Annotated in this window: 15 protein-coding genes; 8 read left to right on the top strand and 7 right to left on the bottom strand. The window is 65.2% G+C overall.

Annotation, left to right across the window (positions count from 1 at the left end; all coding sequences use genetic code 11):
• Positions 1-114 precede the first annotated feature (114 nt).
• The 3 genes from ACZ1JC_RS23680 to ACZ1JC_RS23670 all read left to right on the top strand — a co-directional run bounded on the left by ACZ1JC_RS23680 (position 115) and on the right by ACZ1JC_RS23670 (position 3,977).
• The gene (locus tag ACZ1JC_RS23680) at positions 115-735 is read left to right on the top strand and encodes a hypothetical protein (protein ID WP_465137837.1); all 621 of its coding nucleotides are present in this window, start codon (positions 115-117) and stop codon (positions 733-735) included.
• 186 nt (positions 736-921) lie between these two features.
• Positions 922-2,382 (top strand): DEAD/DEAH box helicase, encoded by a 1,461-nt coding sequence (locus ACZ1JC_RS23675; RefSeq protein WP_465137838.1) that lies wholly within the window; start codon positions 922-924, stop codon positions 2,380-2,382.
• A 170-nt stretch (positions 2,383-2,552) separates the two neighbouring features.
• Entirely contained in the window at positions 2,553-3,977 is a 1,425-nt protein-coding gene (locus tag ACZ1JC_RS23670) for a carboxylesterase/lipase family protein (RefSeq protein WP_465137839.1), read from the top strand.
• A 17-nt stretch (positions 3,978-3,994) separates the two neighbouring features.
• Here the strand turns inward: ACZ1JC_RS23670 and ACZ1JC_RS23665 are convergent, their stop codons facing one another.
• Entirely contained in the window at positions 3,995-4,795 is an 801-nt protein-coding gene (locus ACZ1JC_RS23665; RefSeq protein ID WP_465137840.1) for a sterol desaturase family protein, read from the bottom strand.
• A gap of 175 nt (positions 4,796-4,970) precedes the next feature.
• Here ACZ1JC_RS23665 and ACZ1JC_RS23660 point away from each other — a divergent pair, with 175 nt between their 5' ends.
• Positions 4,971-5,570 (top strand): methyltransferase family protein, encoded by a 600-nt coding sequence (locus ACZ1JC_RS23660; RefSeq protein ID WP_465137841.1) that lies wholly within the window; start codon positions 4,971-4,973, stop codon positions 5,568-5,570.
• Positions 5,571-5,589: 19 nt separating this feature from the next.
• Here the strand turns inward: ACZ1JC_RS23660 and ACZ1JC_RS23655 are convergent, their stop codons facing one another.
• Positions 5,590-7,896 (bottom strand): ATP-dependent helicase, encoded by a 2,307-nt coding sequence (locus ACZ1JC_RS23655; protein ID WP_465137842.1) that lies wholly within the window; start codon positions 7,894-7,896, stop codon positions 5,590-5,592.
• A 116-nt stretch (positions 7,897-8,012) separates the two neighbouring features.
• Between ACZ1JC_RS23655 and ACZ1JC_RS23650 the strand changes: the two genes are divergently transcribed.
• Together ACZ1JC_RS23650 and ACZ1JC_RS23645 are read left to right on the top strand one after the other, a co-directional pair.
• A complete protein-coding gene (locus ACZ1JC_RS23650; RefSeq protein ID WP_465137843.1) occupies positions 8,013-8,621 on the top strand; it encodes a hypothetical protein in 609 nt (202 codons plus the stop codon).
• Between the two features lie 87 nt (positions 8,622-8,708).
• Positions 8,709-8,963 (top strand): hypothetical protein, encoded by a 255-nt coding sequence (locus ACZ1JC_RS23645; RefSeq protein WP_465137844.1) that lies wholly within the window; start codon positions 8,709-8,711, stop codon positions 8,961-8,963.
• Between the two features lie 24 nt (positions 8,964-8,987).
• Here the strand turns inward: ACZ1JC_RS23645 and rsmD are convergent, their stop codons facing one another.
• Both rsmD and ACZ1JC_RS23635 read right to left on the bottom strand, forming a co-directional pair.
• On the bottom strand, positions 8,988-9,563 hold the full coding sequence (gene rsmD / locus ACZ1JC_RS23640; protein ID WP_465137845.1) for a 16S rRNA (guanine(966)-N(2))-methyltransferase RsmD: 576 nt from the start codon (positions 9,561-9,563) through the stop codon (positions 8,988-8,990).
• Positions 9,560-11,176, bottom strand: a complete 1,617-nt coding sequence (locus tag ACZ1JC_RS23635; protein WP_465137846.1) for a pseudouridine synthase — start codon at positions 11,174-11,176, stop codon at positions 9,560-9,562. The genes rsmD and ACZ1JC_RS23635 overlap by 4 nt, the downstream gene beginning before the upstream one ends.
• Before the next feature lie 111 nt (positions 11,177-11,287).
• Between ACZ1JC_RS23635 and ACZ1JC_RS23630 the strand changes: the two genes are divergently transcribed.
• Together ACZ1JC_RS23630 and ACZ1JC_RS23625 are read left to right on the top strand one after the other, a co-directional pair.
• Positions 11,288-12,628 (top strand): MFS transporter, encoded by a 1,341-nt coding sequence (locus tag ACZ1JC_RS23630; RefSeq protein ID WP_465137847.1) that lies wholly within the window; start codon positions 11,288-11,290, stop codon positions 12,626-12,628.
• Positions 12,629-12,713: 85 nt separating this feature from the next.
• Positions 12,714-13,433: a hypothetical protein gene (locus ACZ1JC_RS23625; protein ID WP_465137848.1), complete on the top strand. Its 720-nt coding sequence runs from the start codon at positions 12,714-12,716 to the stop codon at positions 13,431-13,433.
• A gap of 51 nt (positions 13,434-13,484) precedes the next feature.
• On the opposite strand, the gene ACZ1JC_RS23620 is transcribed toward ACZ1JC_RS23625, so the two are convergent.
• The 3 genes from ACZ1JC_RS23620 to trpB form a co-directional block, all read right to left on the bottom strand.
• Positions 13,485-14,780, bottom strand: coding sequence for a bifunctional folylpolyglutamate synthase/dihydrofolate synthase (locus ACZ1JC_RS23620; protein ID WP_465137849.1), 1,296 nt, complete (start codon positions 14,778-14,780; stop codon positions 13,485-13,487).
• A gap of 103 nt (positions 14,781-14,883) precedes the next feature.
• On the bottom strand, positions 14,884-15,660 hold the full coding sequence (gene trpA / locus ACZ1JC_RS23615) for a tryptophan synthase subunit alpha (RefSeq protein WP_465137850.1): 777 nt from the start codon (positions 15,658-15,660) through the stop codon (positions 14,884-14,886).
• Between the two features lie 3 nt (positions 15,661-15,663).
• The gene (gene trpB, locus ACZ1JC_RS23610; RefSeq protein WP_465138508.1) at positions 15,664-16,905 is read right to left on the bottom strand and encodes a tryptophan synthase subunit beta; all 1,242 of its coding nucleotides are present in this window, start codon (positions 16,903-16,905) and stop codon (positions 15,664-15,666) included.
• Positions 16,906-16,931: the final 26 nt, after the last annotated feature.

Raw genomic sequence — 16,931 nt, 5'->3', positions numbered from 1 at the left:
GTTTGCTGCCGGGACGACTTGCCGTTTGGGTTAAGCGGTGGTTCAAGCTCCTGGGCTAAGGGGGTGTGGCACGGTCTTGTCGCGCTCCGGGCCGTTCGGGGATCAGCTCTTTTCATGAATCTTGCGTCAGTCCTGCTCTACCCGCTCATGCTGCTGTTCCCGGCGGCAGGCGGAAGCGATCGGGGCAAAAGCGATTCGGCGCACCCTGCGGAAACGGTGCGGCCCGATTCGCCGCGCTATGTCATGCCCGAAGGAGAGGGGCCGGGCGGTTGGCCGGCGGACTGGTCCGATTCGGCGGGCGCTCACCCGATCGCGGTCTTCGCCTTTCCGCGTCCCGATTCGGATGAGGCATGGCAGATCCGAATCGAACAGCGCATGACCATTCGCATTTCTCCCCGCGCGCCGTTGCCGGATCCCGACGGCCCGGAATCGCTGGCCGACAGCCCCGGTTCGCCGCGCTATACGGAACGCAAGATCGGCAAGTGCCTGCCGATAGCGGGAATCGCCGGGGTTCAGCCGGAAGGGCAGCGCAACCTGCTGCTTTTCATGCGCGACCGCCGCATCATCAGCGCCGAACTGGAAAAGGCCTGCCGCGCCGGTGCGTTCTATTCGGGATTCCTGCTCTCCCGTTCTGCAGACGGGCAGCTTTGCGTGGATCGGGACACGCTGCTTTCGCGCAGCGGATCGAACTGCAAGCTGACGCGGCTGCGCCAATTGGTGGCCACAGGGCACTGACGCGGCAGGAGAGAATCGCCCTCATCGCGGATTTCCTTGACTTTCGGGGCGGTTCGCGCAAAGGGGCCGCGCAGGTGTACGTTCGGTACGCACGAAAGGCCCCGGCCTGAACGCGTTGCGATGCCTTTGATGGCTACATCGGCGAATACCCTTGCTTCCCTGAACTTCGGATAAACCAGTCTGCCTATGAGCTTTGCCGATCTCGGCCTGTCTGACGAATTGCTGCACGCGGTGGAAACCGCGGGTTACAGCGAACCGACTCCGATTCAGGCACAAGCCATTCCTCCGGTCCTCATGATGAAGGACCTTATCGGCATTGCGCAGACGGGTACCGGGAAGACGGCCAGCTTCGTGCTGCCGATGATCGATATTCTGGCCCACGGCCGCCGCCGCGCGCTGATGCCGCGCTCGCTGATTCTGGAACCGACGCGCGAACTGGCTGCGCAGGTAGCCGAGAATTTCGAGAAGTACGGCAAGAACCACGACCTGAAGATGGCGCTGCTGATCGGCGGCGTGCAGATGGGCGATCAGGTCAAGGCGCTGCAGGAAGGCGTGGACGTGCTGATCGCCACGCCGGGCCGCCTGATGGACCTGTTCGAACGCGGGAAGATCCTGCTGACCGGCTGCGAACTGCTGGTGATCGACGAAGCCGACCGCATGCTCGACATGGGCTTCATTCCCGACATCGAAAGCATCTGTTCGAAGCTGCCGACCAACCGGCAGACCCTGCTGTTTTCGGCAACGATGCCGCCGCCGATCAAGAAGCTGGCGGACCGCTTCCTGTCGAACCCCAAGTACATCGAAGTCGCGCGTCCGGCCTCGACCAACACCAACATCGTCCAGCACAAGGTGGCGGTGCAGTCCAGGAAGAAGCGGGAGGTGCTGCGCCACCTGTTGCGGACGGACAATGTGACCACGGCGATCATCTTCGCCAACCGCAAGACCACGGTGCGCGAACTGGCCAAGAGCCTGAAGAGCCACGGTTTTGCTGCCGGCGAAATTCATGGCGACATGGATCAGCCCGCGCGTCTGGCCGAGCTGCAGAACTTCAAGGACGGGGTGATCAACATCCTGGTCGCCTCCGACGTTGCCGCCCGCGGGCTTGACGTGAAGGGCGTGAGCCACGTCTTCAACTTCGACACGCCCTGGCATCCGGACGACTACGTCCACCGCATCGGCCGCACCGGCCGTGGCGGCGCGACGGGTCGTGCCTTCACGCTGGTTGCCCCGGAAGATGCCGAGGCGATCGAGGGCGTGGAGAAGCTGACCGGCGGCAAGATCCCGGTGTTCGAGGTGGCGCTTGAGGATGCCGCGCCCGCGCGCTCCGCGGCGCGTTCGGCCGAGCGTGAGGAAAAGCCGCGCCGCGAAAAGCGTGAGCGTACCGAACGCCGCGAAAAACGGCCCGAGCCCCGCGCTCGCGAAGATCGTGAAGACCGATCGGCACGTCGGCCCGCTCGTGAACGCGCGCCGGCCATTCGCAAAAGTGTTCCGGCCCTGCGCGAAAGCGCTCTGGAACGCGAGGCGAAGGCGCCTGCAAAGGCACCGCGCAACGACAACCGCCGCAATCGCCATCGTGACCAAGAACCGGCCGATATGGGCTGGAACGGCCCGATCCCGGAATTCCTCGGCGTTTCGGCCCTGGCCTGAAGCGCGCATCGCGAGCCAGTCTGATCAAGTCTTTCGGGGAGCCCAATGGCTCCCCGTTTGCTTTTCTGGTGTGCTTTTTCCGGCATCTTGCTTGCTGGGCGCCGTCGGCCTGTGTCAGAGCTAGGTCTTTCAAGACAAGGGGTTGGCTTATGCGATGGGCGGCAGGCAGAGTGGCAAGACTGGCTCTGGCGCTATCGCTCTGCCTCGGCGCGGCCTGTGCGGCGCACGCCGACCCGGAGACCCTCGTGCAGGTTGAGAATGGCAGCCTGGAAGGCAGCGAGACGGATGGCGTCCTGAGCTGGAAGGGCATTCCCTTCGCCGCCCCACCGGTTGGAGACTTGCGCTGGCGTGCGCCGCAATCGGCGGCGGATTGGGACGGCATCCGCAAGGCGACCGAATATGGCCACGACTGCATGCAGAAGCCATTCGACGGCGATGCCGCGCCGCTTGGCACGCCGCCGTCCGAGGATTGCCTTTATGCCAATGTCTGGCGGCCCGAGAAGGCGGACGGCAAGTTGCCGGTGGTCGTGTGGATCTACGGCGGCGGCTTCGTGAACGGCGGCGCCTCGCCGCCCACGTATTCCGGGGCCGAACTGGCGAAGCAGGGCGTGCTGTTCTTCAGCTTCAACTATCGCATCGGCCGTTTCGGCACTTTCGCGCATCCCGCGCTGACCGCCGCAGATGCCGACGCCGGCCTGCTGGGCAATTACGGCTATCTGGACCAGATCGCGGCGCTGACCTGGGTTCAGCGCAATATCGCGGCGTTCGGTGGTGATCCCGATAATGTGACGATCATCGGCGAAAGCGCCGGCGGCATGTCGGTGCACAACCTTGTCACTTCGCCGATGGCCAACGGACTGTTCGACAAGGCGGTGGTCATGTCCGGCGGCGACGGCCAGATGCTGCTCGGTCAGGATCTTGCCTCGGCAGAGGCCACCGGCCTGCGGTTTGCCGAGGGCAAGGGCATCGCGCAGGACGATCCCGAGGCACTGGCCAAGCTGCGTGCGCTCTCCGCCGACGATGTGGTGGATGGGCTGAACCTTACTGCGCTTTTCGCGCCTTCGGATACGCCGCACACGTTTGCCAGTCCGTTCCCGGACGGGCGCATCGCAGTGGACCAGCGCAAGGCCTATACTTCGGCAGAGTTCCGTCAGGTGCCGATGATCATCGGCGCCACCAGCGACGATATCGGCGGCGTGACGGGCAGCATGATTGCCGGCGCGCGGCAGATCGCGGGGCTGGTTGCCGATCAGGGTGTTCCGGTCTGGGAATATCGCTTCGGCTATGTCGCCAGTTCGGTCGCTGACGATGGAAAGGGGGCGGGCCATGCGACGGACATCCCCTTCTTCCTCGCCACGCAGGCGATCAAGTACGGCGAGGGGACGAGTGAGCGGGACAACCAGATGGGCAGGATCGCCAGCGGTTATATCGTGAACTTCGCCAAGACCGACGATCCCAATGGGTCGGGACTGCCGGCGTGGAAGGCCCGGTCACGCCAGGGTGAGGCGATCATGGAATTCGCGCCTGATGGGGCTGCGGCCTTTGTGCCGGATCCCTTGCTGTCGCAGATCGAGGCGGCTTCGCAGGGAAAGTAGGTGCGAGTGAGGGGCCGCTAGGCGGACGGAGAGCTTTCCAGCGCCTGCCTGCTTGAGGGCGAGCTGTCGGGCTGTTTGCGGAACGGAGCGATCAGATGATCGGCAAAGTCTTCGGACGGCGCCGAATCCACGCCGAAGCGGGCAGGGCGCTCCGCTTCGGGGCGATAGGCGGTGCCGAACAGCTTGTCCCAGATCACCAGTTGCGAACCGAAGTTTGTGTCGTAGGCTTCCACCTCGTCGGCATGGTGCCAGTGATGGATGCGAGGCGGGGTGAAAATCGCTTCCAGCGGGCCGAACGACAGGCGCGTGTCGGCGTGCAGCAGGTTGGCGTGGATCGTGTAGAAGGCGAGATAGATCGCCACCGCCAGCGGAGAGAACGCCACCAGACACATCGGCAGCGCCGTGGCCGTTGCAAAGATCACTTGCTCCACCGGATGGACGCGGGCCGTGGCCAGCCAGTCGAGATGTGGGCTGGAATGGTGGATGCGGTGAAAGCGCCAGAGGAACGGTACGGCGTGGAAGGTGCGATGTACGCACCAGATGATCAGGTCGCTCACCAGCAGCAGCACGATGGCCTGCAGCCATACCGGCACGGTGCCGATCAGGCTGACTGGTGGCGCGGCCGGGGAAATCCATGTCAACAGGACGACAGCGCCGAAGCGGATGACCAGCGCGCCGATCGTGGCGTGGAGCAGGTCGGCAACCAGCCCCGCGCGGGTGCGGCGGGTGCTGCCCCGCGCGGGCAGCAGGCGCTCCAGTGGGATCAGGAAGAGCGCAACCAGCAGCAGCGGGCGCAGAATCACGGTGATTTCATGCATCTGGGCAGGCCTACGACAAAAAATCCTATCGACGCTGCCTTAGGCCCATGATGGTTTCCCGAACCTAAACACTCGTTCCTTCGGATGATCGCCAAAGTCGCTTAAACGGCTGTTTACCAGTTCCTGATTAAAAGGATTGCATGCCCCGGCCGCTTTGGCGGGGCGGGGGACATCGATGACGCTGGCTCGCCTGATCCATTTTGCCGAATGCGCGTTTCTGCTGCTGCTTGCCTATCTGGTGATCAACCGGCTGCTGCCTGCGGTGCCGCAGCATCCGCAACTGGTGGTTTTCCTGATCGCCGAACTGCTGGGCGTCGTGCTGATCATTCTTCAGCGGCCGGGAGACGTGGCCACGGGCATCAAGCCGGTGCTCGTGGGCTTCGGCGGCACCGGCGCGGCGCTGCTGATCGTGCCGAACGGCGTGCAACTGGCGCCGGACTTCGTTTCGACCACTTTCATCCTCGGCGGCGTGGCCTTGTCGATCATCGCCAAGCTTTCGCTGCGCCGCAGTTTCGGGCTGGTTGCGGCCAATCGCGGGGTGAAGAGCGGCGGGCTTTACCGGATCGTCCGCCATCCGATGTACATGGCCTATATCGTCAACCACATCGGATACCTGCTGCTTTATCTCTCGGTCTGGAACGTCGCGATCTATGCGCTGACCTGGATCCTGCTGTGGATGCGTACGGACGAGGAAGAGAAGATTCTCAACGTCGATCCCGAATATCGCGAATATGCAGCAAAAGTGCGTTCGCGACTGGTTCCTGGCTTGATCTGAGAGGGGTGCGGAAACCCGCTCAGACGTCGCCGGCGGGTTTCACGAAGCTGTCCAGCACGCGCTTGGCGCCGGCCTGTTCGAAATCGATCTCAAGCTTGTTGCCTTCCTGACCGGTGACTTTGCCGTAGCCGAACTTCTCATGGAACACGCGCGCGCCGATTGCGATGTCGGTGCGCGGCTTCGAGGCGAAGCTGGCGGCACTGCGGGTCGATTCGGCAATGCGGCGCGGCTTGGGATCGTATTCCTGTGCCGCTGCGCGCTGCCATCCCGGGCCGCGCGTCAAGGTTCGCGCCGGCTGCGCCCGCGCCACTTCGGCGAAGGGATCGGCCATTTCGGTCCACTGCGCCCGCCAGAGAGAGGCACCGCCGGACAGCGTGGTTTCCGCATCCACATGATCGTCCGGCAGTTCCGCAATGAAGCGTGACGGGATGGAGCTGGTCCACTGGCCATAGATGCGGCGGTTGGCGGCATGAAGGATCGTGCACTTGCGCCGCGCGCGGGTGATGGCGACGTAGGCGAGGCGGCGTTCCTCCTCCAGGCTGGCGAGCCCGCCTTCGTCCATCGCGCGCTGGGATGGGAACACGCCTTCCTCCCAGCCGGGCAGGAACACATTGTCGAACTCCAGCCCCTTGGCCGCGTGCATGGTCATGATCGTGACCTTTTCCTCGTCCGCGGCGGCATCGTTGTCCATCACGAGGCTGACGTGTTCGAGGAAATCACCCAGGCTTTCGTATTCCTCCATGGCGCGCGCGAGTTCGACCAGGTTTTCGAGCCGCCCGGCAGCTTCCGGCGTCTTTTCGGCCTGAAGCGCGTCGGTATAGCCGCTCTCGTCCAGCACGGTGCGCATGAGATCGGCCGGGTTTTCGGTGCCCGACAGGTCGCGCCAGCGTGCGAAATCGCGCATCAGCGAGAGGAATGTATTGCGCGCGCGGGCGGGCAGTTCGTCGGTATCGGCAATCTCGATCGCAGCCATGGCGAGCGGAATGCCCCGGCGGCGGGCGAGGGTGTGCAGTGCCTCCAGCGCCTTGGCGCCAAGGCCGCGCTTGGGGGCGTTGTAGATACGCTCGAACGCAAGGTCGTCCGATGGCTGCGCGATGACGCGCAGATAGGCGAGGGCGTCGCGGATTTCGGCGCGCTCATAGAATCGGAAGCCGCCGACGATGCGGTACTTCATGCCGATCGAGATGAAGCGGTCTTCGAACTCGCGCGTCTGGTACTGCGCGCGCACGAGGATGGCGATCTGGTCGAGCGGGGCGCCTTCGCGTTCCAGCCGCTCGATCTCGTCCCCCACGCGGCGTGCTTCCTCCGGCGCGTCCCACACGCCGATCACGCGCACCTTTTCGCCGGGATGGCGCTCGGTCCACAGCGTCTTGCCCAGGCGCTGCGTATTCTCGCCGATCAGGCCGGATGCGGCGGCGAGGATCTGCGGGGTGGAGCGATAGTTCTGTTCCAGCCGGATCACTTTCGCGCCGGGAAAGTCCTTCTCGAACTTCAGGATATTGGCCACTTCCGCGCCGCGCCAGGAGTAGATCGACTGGTCATCATCCCCCACCACGCAGATGTTCTTGCGTTCCTGCGCGATCAGCCGCAGCCACAGGTACTGGACCTGATTGGTGTCCTGATATTCGTCCACCATCACGTATTTGAAGCGCTGCTGGTACTGCTGCAGCACATCGCGATTGGTGCGCAGGATGTTGAGCATGTGGAGCAGCAGATCGCCGAAATCGCAGGCGTTCAGCGTCTTCAGACGATCCTGATAGAGCTGGTAGAACTTCTGTCCGCGCCCATTGGCATAGGCTTCGCTTTCGCCGGCATCGAGATCGGCGGGGTTGAGCCCGCGGTTCTTCCAGCGATCGATGCAGCCGGCCAGTTGCCGGGCGGGCCAGCGCTTCTCATCCAGTCCTTCGGCCTGGATCAGCTGCTTCAGCACGCGCAGTTGATCGTCGGTATCGATGATCGTGTAATTGGGCTGCAGACCCACGAGTTCGGCGTGACGGCGCAGCATCTTGGCGGCGATCGCGTGGAAAGTGCCGAGCCAGGGCATCCCTTCGACGGCGGGGCCGATCAGGTGGCCCACACGCTCGCGCATTTCGCGTGCGGCCTTGTTGGTGAACGTGACGCAGAGGATCTCGCTGGGCCAGGCAAGGCGGCTGCGGACGAGGTGCGCCAGCCTGCGGGTGAGCGCTGCTGTCTTCCCCGTGCCGGCCCCTGCCAGCATCAGCACCGGCCCCTCGGTGGTCAGCACCGCCTCGCGCTGGGGTGGATTCAGCCCCTCGATCAACGGGTCGGAAGAGGCGTCAGGCAGGGAGGATTGCAGATCGTTCACCCGTGAACATCTAGGGAACGGGGCATCGTGGCGCAAGGCCGCTTCGTCGCATCTTCGGAACAATCCCCGGCACCGGGCGTCGCTTCTGCATAGCGATAGACATGGAGAGAGATGCCATGCGTATGAAACTTTTGGCCGGCGCTGCCGCACTTTCGCTGGCGGCCCTGTCCGGCCCCATCCTTGCCCAAAGCACCGTGGGCGACCCTGCGCCAACTCCCGAAGCTCCGCCGGCTCCGGCCGCGCCTTCGGATTCCGGCGCGATGACGACCGAGCAGAAGGCGACGTATGATTCGTGGCCCGCCGATATGAAGGCCGACTACGATACGTGGACGCCGGAATACAAAGCCTACTTCTGGAACCTCACTGGTGAGCAGCAGCGCGGCTATTGGGCGCTGACGCCCGACCAGCGCGGCCAGATCTACAAGATGAGTCCGGAACAGCAGCAGATCGCCTGGAACGCGGTTGCCCAGCAGCTCAACGGTCAGAAGCCGTCGACCCCGGCCGGGCAGGCCAATCCGCCGGGGGAGGGGATGCCGACCACCGGCGTGCCCGATCCCAAGATGGCGGCACAATCGGTGCCCCCCGCGATGCCGGCGGACCAGAGCTACCAGGGCGGCCCCTATAAGGGCGCGCTGACGCCGCCGCCGGCAACGGCGATGGACAAGACCTATCCGAAGTGCAGCAAGACGGTGACGGACAATTGCCGCAATCGCAGCGGAGTCTGATTGTCGTTGTAAAAGTATAGTTGGAACCGAACCCCGCGCAGTGTATTTCACCGTGCGGGGTTCGTTTCATCATATGGAGAAATCCGGATGTCCCGCTACTTGCTTATACTTGCTGCTGCCGCCGTCGCGGCCCCGCTTGGAGCCGCTGCCATCGCACAGGACGCCGCGCCGCAGAAGGCCGATGTAACCGCGCGTGACAGCCGTGGCCGGCCGACCGAGGTTTCCATCGATGGTCAGACCTACAAGGTCTGTTCGGCAACGATCAAGGACAGCTGCATCAATCCCAGCCAGATCGGTGTGCAGCGCAGTGCGCCGAAGAAGTCCAGCCACAAGAAGAAGTAATCGGCTCCGATCAGTAGCGGGCGATCAGTCCGGGACGCGGCGCAGGATGTGCAGCCGCGCCTTGCCGACGTCGCGCGTGGACTCGACCTCGAAACCGCGGATCGACACGCTTTCGTCGCGCCCGGTTTCGAGGCTGACCCACGTCTGCTCGCCGATCCAGCCCAGCCGGTTCAGTTTGTCGACCGCCACGGCGCCAGCGCCGGTATCGTAGGGCGGATCCAGCAGGACGAGGTCCAGGGTCTCCTTCGCCTGCCCCAGCGACATAACCGAACTTGCCCGCACGTCGGCCTGCCCCTGGGCGCGCAAATTGGCGATATTGGTGCGGATCGCACGGATTGCACCGGGGTCCTGATCGACGAACAGGCAGTGCGCGGCGCCGCGTGACAGCGCCTCAAGCCCAAGCGCCCCCGATCCCGCAAAGAGATCGGCGACTTTCAGGCCCTCAAGCGTGCCAAGGCGGCTCGCCAGCATCGAAAACAGCGTCTCGCGCGTGCGGTCCGCCGTCGGGCGCGTGGTGTCGCCCTCCGGCGCCGCCAGCTTGCGTCCGCGCCACTCGCCCGCAACGATGCGCAGGCCGGTCCGCGCATTGGCGGGCTTCATGCCTCGCCCCCGTCCTTGGCGGTGTCCTTGCCGGTGTCCTTGGGGGCGTTTTTGGCGCTGTTCTGGGCCAGCGTGCGGCGGAAGTTCTCCAGTTCGCGCTCGCTGACTTCGACAACCAGGCCCTTGGGCAGGTCCAGCAGACGGAAGGGCCCGTAGGAAATGCGGATCAAGCGGCTGACTTGCAGGCCCAGATGTTCGAGCACGCGGCGCACTTCGCGGTTCTTGCCTTCGGTCAGGGTCATTTCGATCCACTGGTTGCGCCCGGTGCGACGCTCCATGTTGGCGTCGATCTTGCCGTAGATAACGCCCTCGATCTCGATGCCTTCGATCAGGTCTTCAAGCTGGCTTTGCGTGATGTCTCCGAAAGTGCGGGCGCGGTAAGTGCGCGGCACGCCGGTGGCGGGCAGTTCAAGCTCGCGCTTGAACTCGCCGTCGTTGGTCAGCAGCAGCAGGCCTTCGGTATTGAGGTCGAGACGGCCGATCGGCATCACGCGGCCGGCGCCTTCGGGCAGGGCATTGTCCAGCGCGGTGTAGATGGTCGGGCGGCCCATCGGGTCCCGCTCCGCCGTGATCAGGCCTGAAGGCTTGTGGAAGATGAAGAGGCGGGTTTCCTCTGCCTCTCGCACCGGATTGCCGTCGACAGTCACGCCGCGCAGATTGGGGAGCACGGTGGAGGGCGTTTCGATTACATCTTCGCCCAGGCGTACGCGGCCTTCGATGATCAGGCGTTCCGCCTCGCGGCGACTGGCGACACCGGCGCGGGCCAGCAGCTTGGCGATTCGTTCGCCTTCGCGCACCGGCATTCCGGGCGTCTTGGCCGTGGGGGCGGCGGCGCGCGGCGCGGTGCGGACCGGGCGGGGGCGCCGCTCTTCATGGCGACGGTCTTCATAGCGGCTGGCGCCAGAGGGGCGCTCGTCGCGAAAACGCTCGCCACGGGGGCGTTCGCCGCCGTCACGCTCAGACCGACCGGTGTAGGGGCGGCTGCCGAAGGATCTGCCATCCTCGGCGCGGCGCGGACCACGGCTGTAGGTGGGGCCGTCGCCACGCCGGTCGTCGCGCTGGCCGCCGCCGCGCTCATCCCGATTGCGGTCTGGGCGATTGCGGTCGCCACGGGGGCGGTCGTCACTACGGTATTCGCCGGATTTGCGCTCGCCATAAGGACGGTCGCCGAAGGGCTTGCCGGCATCGGGCTTGCGCGGGCCCCGGCCGTATGCGGGCCGGTCATTGCGCTGCCCATCGCGCCGATCGTCGCGTGAACCGCCGCTGCGCTCATCGCGATTGCGGTCTGAGCGATTGGAGTCTGGTCGATTGCGGTCGCCGCGGGGGCGGTCGTCGCTGCGGTATTCGCCGGATTTGCGCTCACCATAAGGACGGCCGCCGAAGGACTTGCCTTCATCGGCCTTGCGCGGGCCGCGAGAGTAAGTGGGCCTGTCGTCGCGGCGCGAATTACCGGAATCGTCGCCGCGCCGGGCATCGCCGCGGCCGCGCGGAGCGTCGCCGCGCTGATTGTTGTCGCGGGGCGCGCCGCCGCGCGGGCCGTCCCGGAAGGAGCCATCGCGCGAACCGCCGCCGCCACGCTTCGGGCCGCCGGATTTAAAAGGAGGTTTGGACATTTGCCCGCCCATACCTGTTGATCGTCGCTTCATCCAGCCTTCCCTTGCGCCAAGGCCGCGTTAGGGTGCGGCAAATCAGCATATTCGCGTGTCGAAACCGGAGATCACTGCGTGGACGCCCAAAGTATCGAACAACGTCGCGGCGTCTGGGATGCGGTAAAACCCTATTTCGAGAAAGAATCGCTGGCCGCCTTCGCATTGGGGCTGTCCTCCGGCTTTCCCTATGCGATGATCGGCGCGACGCTCACCACGCGTCTGGCGCAGGACGGGATCGACAAGAAGACTGTCACCGCGTTCACGCTGGCCTTCCTGGTCTACAACCTCAAAGTTTTCTGGGCCTGGATCATCGATGGCGTGCGCCTGCCGATGATCGGCAGCATGGGCCAACGTGTGTCGTGGATGATGGTCTGCGGGCTTTTCGTGATCGCGGCGGTGCTGAACCTCGCCTTCGTCCAACCGCATCAAGACGCAATGACCGCCACCGTGATCGCCGCCGTATTGGTGGGCGTTGCCGGCGCCAGTTTCGACATCGTGATCGACGCCTATCGCATCGAAACGCTGAAGCCCTACCAGTTGGGCACGGGTTCGGGCATGAGCCAATATGGCTGGCGCATCGGTTCCGCCGGCGCCGGTGCCTTGGCACTGGTGCTTTCGGCCCGCTACGGCTGGGCGGCGGGCTATGCGGCATGCGCTTTCTTCGCACTGCCAGCGATGGTGACGGCGGCCCTGCTGGGGGAGCCGGAACGCCGCAAGGTCGTGGTGGAAAAGCGCGGCGTGGTGGAAGTGTGGAACTCCATCGCCGGGCCCTTCGCGGAATTCTTCCGCCGCAATGGCGCCTGGCTGGTGCTGACTTTCATCCTGGTCCACAAGATCGGCGATACGCTGGCTAACCTGACGTTCCGCCTGTTGTTCGACGATTTGAAATTCTCCAATGACGAAATCGCACTTTACGACGTCGGCCTCGGCTTCTGGGCTTACCTGATCGGCGTGTTCATCGGCGGCGTGGCTTTCGCCAAGATGGGGCTCAAGCGCTCGGTCATGGTTTCGCTGATCCTGATGGGCGCTTCCAACCTTAGCTTCGCCGCGCTGGCGGCGGCCGGGCACAACAACTGGGGCATGGCCGGCGCGATCGGGTTCGAGAACGTCGCTTCGGGCTTCGGCGGCGTGGTGGTGATCGCCTACTTCTCCGCGCTTTGTGACCTGCGCTACACCGCCGCACAATATGCGCTGATTTCTGCCGGTGCCAGCGTAGTCGGGCGGTTCCTCACCGGGACTACGGCCGGCGCACTGATCGAGACGCTGGGCTATGTGAACTTCTACCTCCTCACCACCGTCGCATCGCTGCCAGGTATCGTGCTGTTCTGGTGGATGTGCCGCACCGGGCTGGTGGATCAGGCGATGGGCACCGCGGGCGAAGATGTGGCTGAGCTTGAGGCGGAGGCGGTGAACTGATCGCAGCCTTTCCCGGCAGGAACCTGCCGGGAATTCGGCCGTTGGCTGTGGGCGCAGGACTTTGCTTTGGGGAGATACCGGAACGATGCTGCTGAAGACCGCCTTCCTTGCAATGGCGAATATCCGCGGGCCCATCACCATTGCGGCCTGCGGGCTGGCGCTGACGGCGCCGCTCCCTGCCATGGCGCAGAGTTCACGGGATCTGCTGACGACGGCGGCGTTCAAGACGGACGACAAGGCCAGGGCGCTGCAACTGATCGCGCAAGCCATCGCCAATGCCGACCGTGCGCTCGCCGCGCGGCCCGGTGACCGGGAGGCAGCCCTCCAGCGCGGCGTGGCCATCGGCTATCGCGGGAAGCTGCAGCACAGCCGCAGCGACGTGAAAGCGTCGCTCGATGTCTTCCAGCGCCTGCTGGCGCAAAACCCGCGCGATCCCGAAGTGCAGATGGCGATTGCGGCGTGGCACCTTGGCGCCGTGGACGAACTGGGCGGCTTCCTCGCCCGCACCGCGCTGGGTGCGCGCAAGGACCAGGGATTGGCGGCGATGACCCGTGCGGTCGATCTTGGTGGCAATCAGGCGTTCTACCCGGGGCTTGCAGCGTTACTGCAAATCCGCAGCGACCACGGCTCGGTGGCGCAGGCCCGCAAGTTTGCCGAGGCCGCTGCGACGGCGCAGGCGTCGACACCTCTGGACGCCACGCTGAAGCGTGCGGCTCTGGCCATTCTACCCGCGCTGCGTGCCAACGACGGGAAGGCGGCGGCGGCGCTGGCGCTGAAGCTGCTGCCCTTTGGTAAGCTCACCTAACGCCAAAAAATTTAGAGTGGTCGAACCGATGCTATCGGATGGGAAACCGCTTTAGTCGGGAATTTCCGCGTTGGCCTTGAGGACGACGCCGGCGAGATAGAGCGAACCGGCGATCAACACAGGCAAGCCATCGTCGGGCAGGGCAGCCAAGGCATCCGCAACACTGTCAGCGGCCAGCGCGCCGGGGCCGAAGCTCTCCGGGCCGTGGCAGTCATGGCCGGGCACCGGCACCGCGCGAATGCTGGTGATGCTCTGCGCCAGCGGCGCGGTCAGCGCGCGGGGATCTTTGTTCGCCAGCATGCCGATAACAAGATGCAGGCGCTGCTCTGCGAAGTGGCGCGCGATGGCAAGGCCGGCGTCGGGATTGTGGCCGCCGTCCAGCCAGACCTCACGCGTGCCGGCGTGCCGGGTCAGCGGGCCTTCGGAAAGGTGCTGGAGGCGTGCGGGCCAGCGTGCGGCGGCAATGCCTTCGGCCATGGCTTCCGGCGAAGCCGCAACCCGGTCCTGATGGCGCAGGATTGCCACGGCCAGCGCGGCATTTTCGGCCTGATGGGTGCCGGGCAGGGTGGGCAGCGGCAGTGCAAGTTCGCCGTGACGGTCCGAATATTCGATCACGTCGCCCACGGCGGCGTCCCAGTCGCGCCCGCGCATGTGGAGCGGGGCACCGGCGTTGAGGGCTGCGCGCTCGATTTCGAGGGCGGCGCTTTCCGGATAGGCCAGCGTGACGACCGGCGCGGGGCCGCGGACGATACCGGCCTTTTCGAAGGCGATGCGAGCCAGCGGTTCTTCCGGCGCGCCTTCCTCGGGGCGCAGCAGGAAGGCTTCGTGGTCGATACCGAGCGTGACGATGCCGCAGGCGGCCGGATGATCGATGACATTGGTGGCGTCGAGGCGTCCGCCAAGGCCCACTTCGATCACGCAGGCGTCGGCCGGTTCGCGCGCGAAGGCGAGGAAGATCGCCGCCGTCGTCACTTCGAAGAAGCTGGGGCCAAGGTCCTCGCCCGCGTCGAGCACTTCGGCGAGCAGGTCGGCCAGCATTTCGTCCGAGATCAGCTTGCCGCCCAGCCGGATGCGCTCGTTGTAGCGCACCAGATGCGGTTTGGTGGCGGAATGGACCTTCAGGCCCTGCGCCTCCAGCATGAAGCGCAGATAAGTGCAGGTCGATCCCTTGCCGTTGGTGCCGGCGACATGGAACGTCGGCGGTAGGCGCTTGTGCGGATCGCCTAGCCGTTCGAGCAGCAGGTGGATCGTTTCCAGCCCAAGGCGGCCCTGCGGGATCGAGAGCGCGGCAAGGCGGTCAAGCTGGGCCTGAACGCGCGGGTCTTCGGAAACGGCGAAGTCTTTCATGGCACCCGTCCGGAAAGGCACATCGCGGCAAGCCTTGGCGGCCGCCGCGATGCATGGGATTGCGTCGTCATCGCGCGTTTCGCAATGACGAAATTAAGGGAGGTCAGCGCGCGGCGTGAACTGCCTCGGCCAGCGCGGAGGTCAGTTCGCGCAGGTGCGCGGGGGCATCGGTGCCGTGCTGCTTGACCAGATCGACCAGTGCCGAGCCGACGACCACGCCGTCCGCCACTTTGGCGATCGCGCTGGCCTGCTCCGGCGTGCGCACGCCGAAGCCGACCGCAACGGGGATCGAACTGGCCGCTTTGAGCTTGGCCACGGCATCCTCGATCGAGCCTTGCGCCGCCTGCTGCATGCCGGTCACACCGGCGACAGAGACGTAGTAGAGGAACCCCGAGGAGCCACTGAGAACGGCCGGAAGGCGCGTGGCATCGGTGGTGGGCGTGGCAAGGCGGATCAGCGAGACGTTCTTGTCGCGCAGCGCCGGACCGAGTTCGGCATCTTCCTCAGGCGGGATGTCCACGCAGATCACGCCGTCGACTCCGGCCTTGGCACATTCGTCCGCGAACCAGTCGGCGCCACGGGCGATCATCGGGTTGGCATAGCCCATCAGCACGAGCGGCACCTGGCTGTGGCGGGCGCGGAATTCGCTTGCCATGCGGAAGATGTCGGCGGTCTTGGTGCCGGCGTCGAGGCTGCGGATGTTCGCTTCCTGGATCGCCGGGCCGTCGGCCATCGGATCGGTGAAGGGCATGCCGAGTTCGATCACATCGGCGCCGCCTTCGACCAATGCGTCGAGATTGGCGGCCGTGTCGCCGTCACCCCCGGTGATGAAGCAGACGAGCGCGGGACCCTTGGCAAATGCGGTTTCGAAGCGGGTCATTGATTAAAGCTCCACGCCCAGCGCTTCGGCGACGGTGAAGATGTCCTTGTCGCCGCGGCCCGAGACGTTGACGACGAGCAGCTTGTCCTCGTCCATCTCCGCCGTCAGCTGCGGCAGCGCGGCCAGCGCGTGCGAGCTTTCTAGCGCCGGGATGATGCCTTCCAGTTCGCAGCAGAGCTGGAACGCGTCGAGGGCCTGCGTATCGGTGATCGGGACGTAGTTCACGCGGCCGCTCTCGTGCAGCCAGGAGTGTTCCGGCCCAAGGCCTGGATAGTCGAGACCGGCCGAGATCGAGTGGGCCTCGGTAATCTGGCCATCCTCGTCCTGCAGCAGATAGGTCTTGTTGCCGTGGAGGATGCCGGGCTTGCCGCCGGTCAGCGAGGCGGCGTGCTTGTCGGTGTCGATGCCATGGCCCGCAGCCTCGATACCGGTCATCTGGACTTCGGGATCGTCAAGGAACGGGTGGAACAGGCCGATCGCGTTCGATCCGCCGCCCACGGCCGCCACCAGCATATCGGGCAGGCGGCCTTCCTTCTCCAGCATCTGTTCGCGCGTTTCCTTGCCGATGATCGACTGGAAATCGCGCACCAGTTCCGGATAGGGGTGCGGGCCGGCGGCGGTGCCGATGATGTAGAACGTGTCGTGGACGTTCGCGACCCAGTAGCGCAGCGCGTCGTTCATCGAGTCCTTGAGGGACTGCGATCCGCTCTCGCAAGAGATCACTTCGGCGCCCAGCAGCTTCATGCGGAACACGTTGGGCTTCTGGCGCTCGATATCCTTGGCGCCCATGAAGATCTTGCAGGGCAGACCGAAGCGTGCGGCGACGGTGGCCGTGGCGACTCCGTGCTGGCCGGCGCCGGTTTCGGCGATGATCTTGGTCTTGCCCATGCGGATGGCCAGCAGGATCTGGCCGATGCAGTTGTTGATCTTGTGCGCGCCGGTGTGGTTCAGCTCTTCGCGCTTGAAGTAGATTTTCGGGCCTTTTCCGGCCGGGGCCTGCGCGCGGAAATAGTCCGTCATGCGCGGGGCGTAATAGAGCGGGCTGGGGCGGCCGACGAAGTCCTTCATCAGCGCATCGAATTCCGCCCAGAACGCGGGGTCCTGCTGTGCCTTGCGGTATTCCTTCTCAAGATCGAGGATCAGCGGCATCAGCGTTTCGGCGACGTAGCGACCGCCGAACTGGCCGAAGTGGCCGGTCTCGTCGGGCAGGGCGCGGAAGCTGTTCACAGGCGCGTGCGTGGTCATGATGGGGGCGATTGGCAGAGCGGGGC

The organism is Sphingomonas sp. BL-S-28 (assembly GCF_055521515.1).
This window is presented reverse-complemented; position numbering and strand designations above follow the sequence as displayed.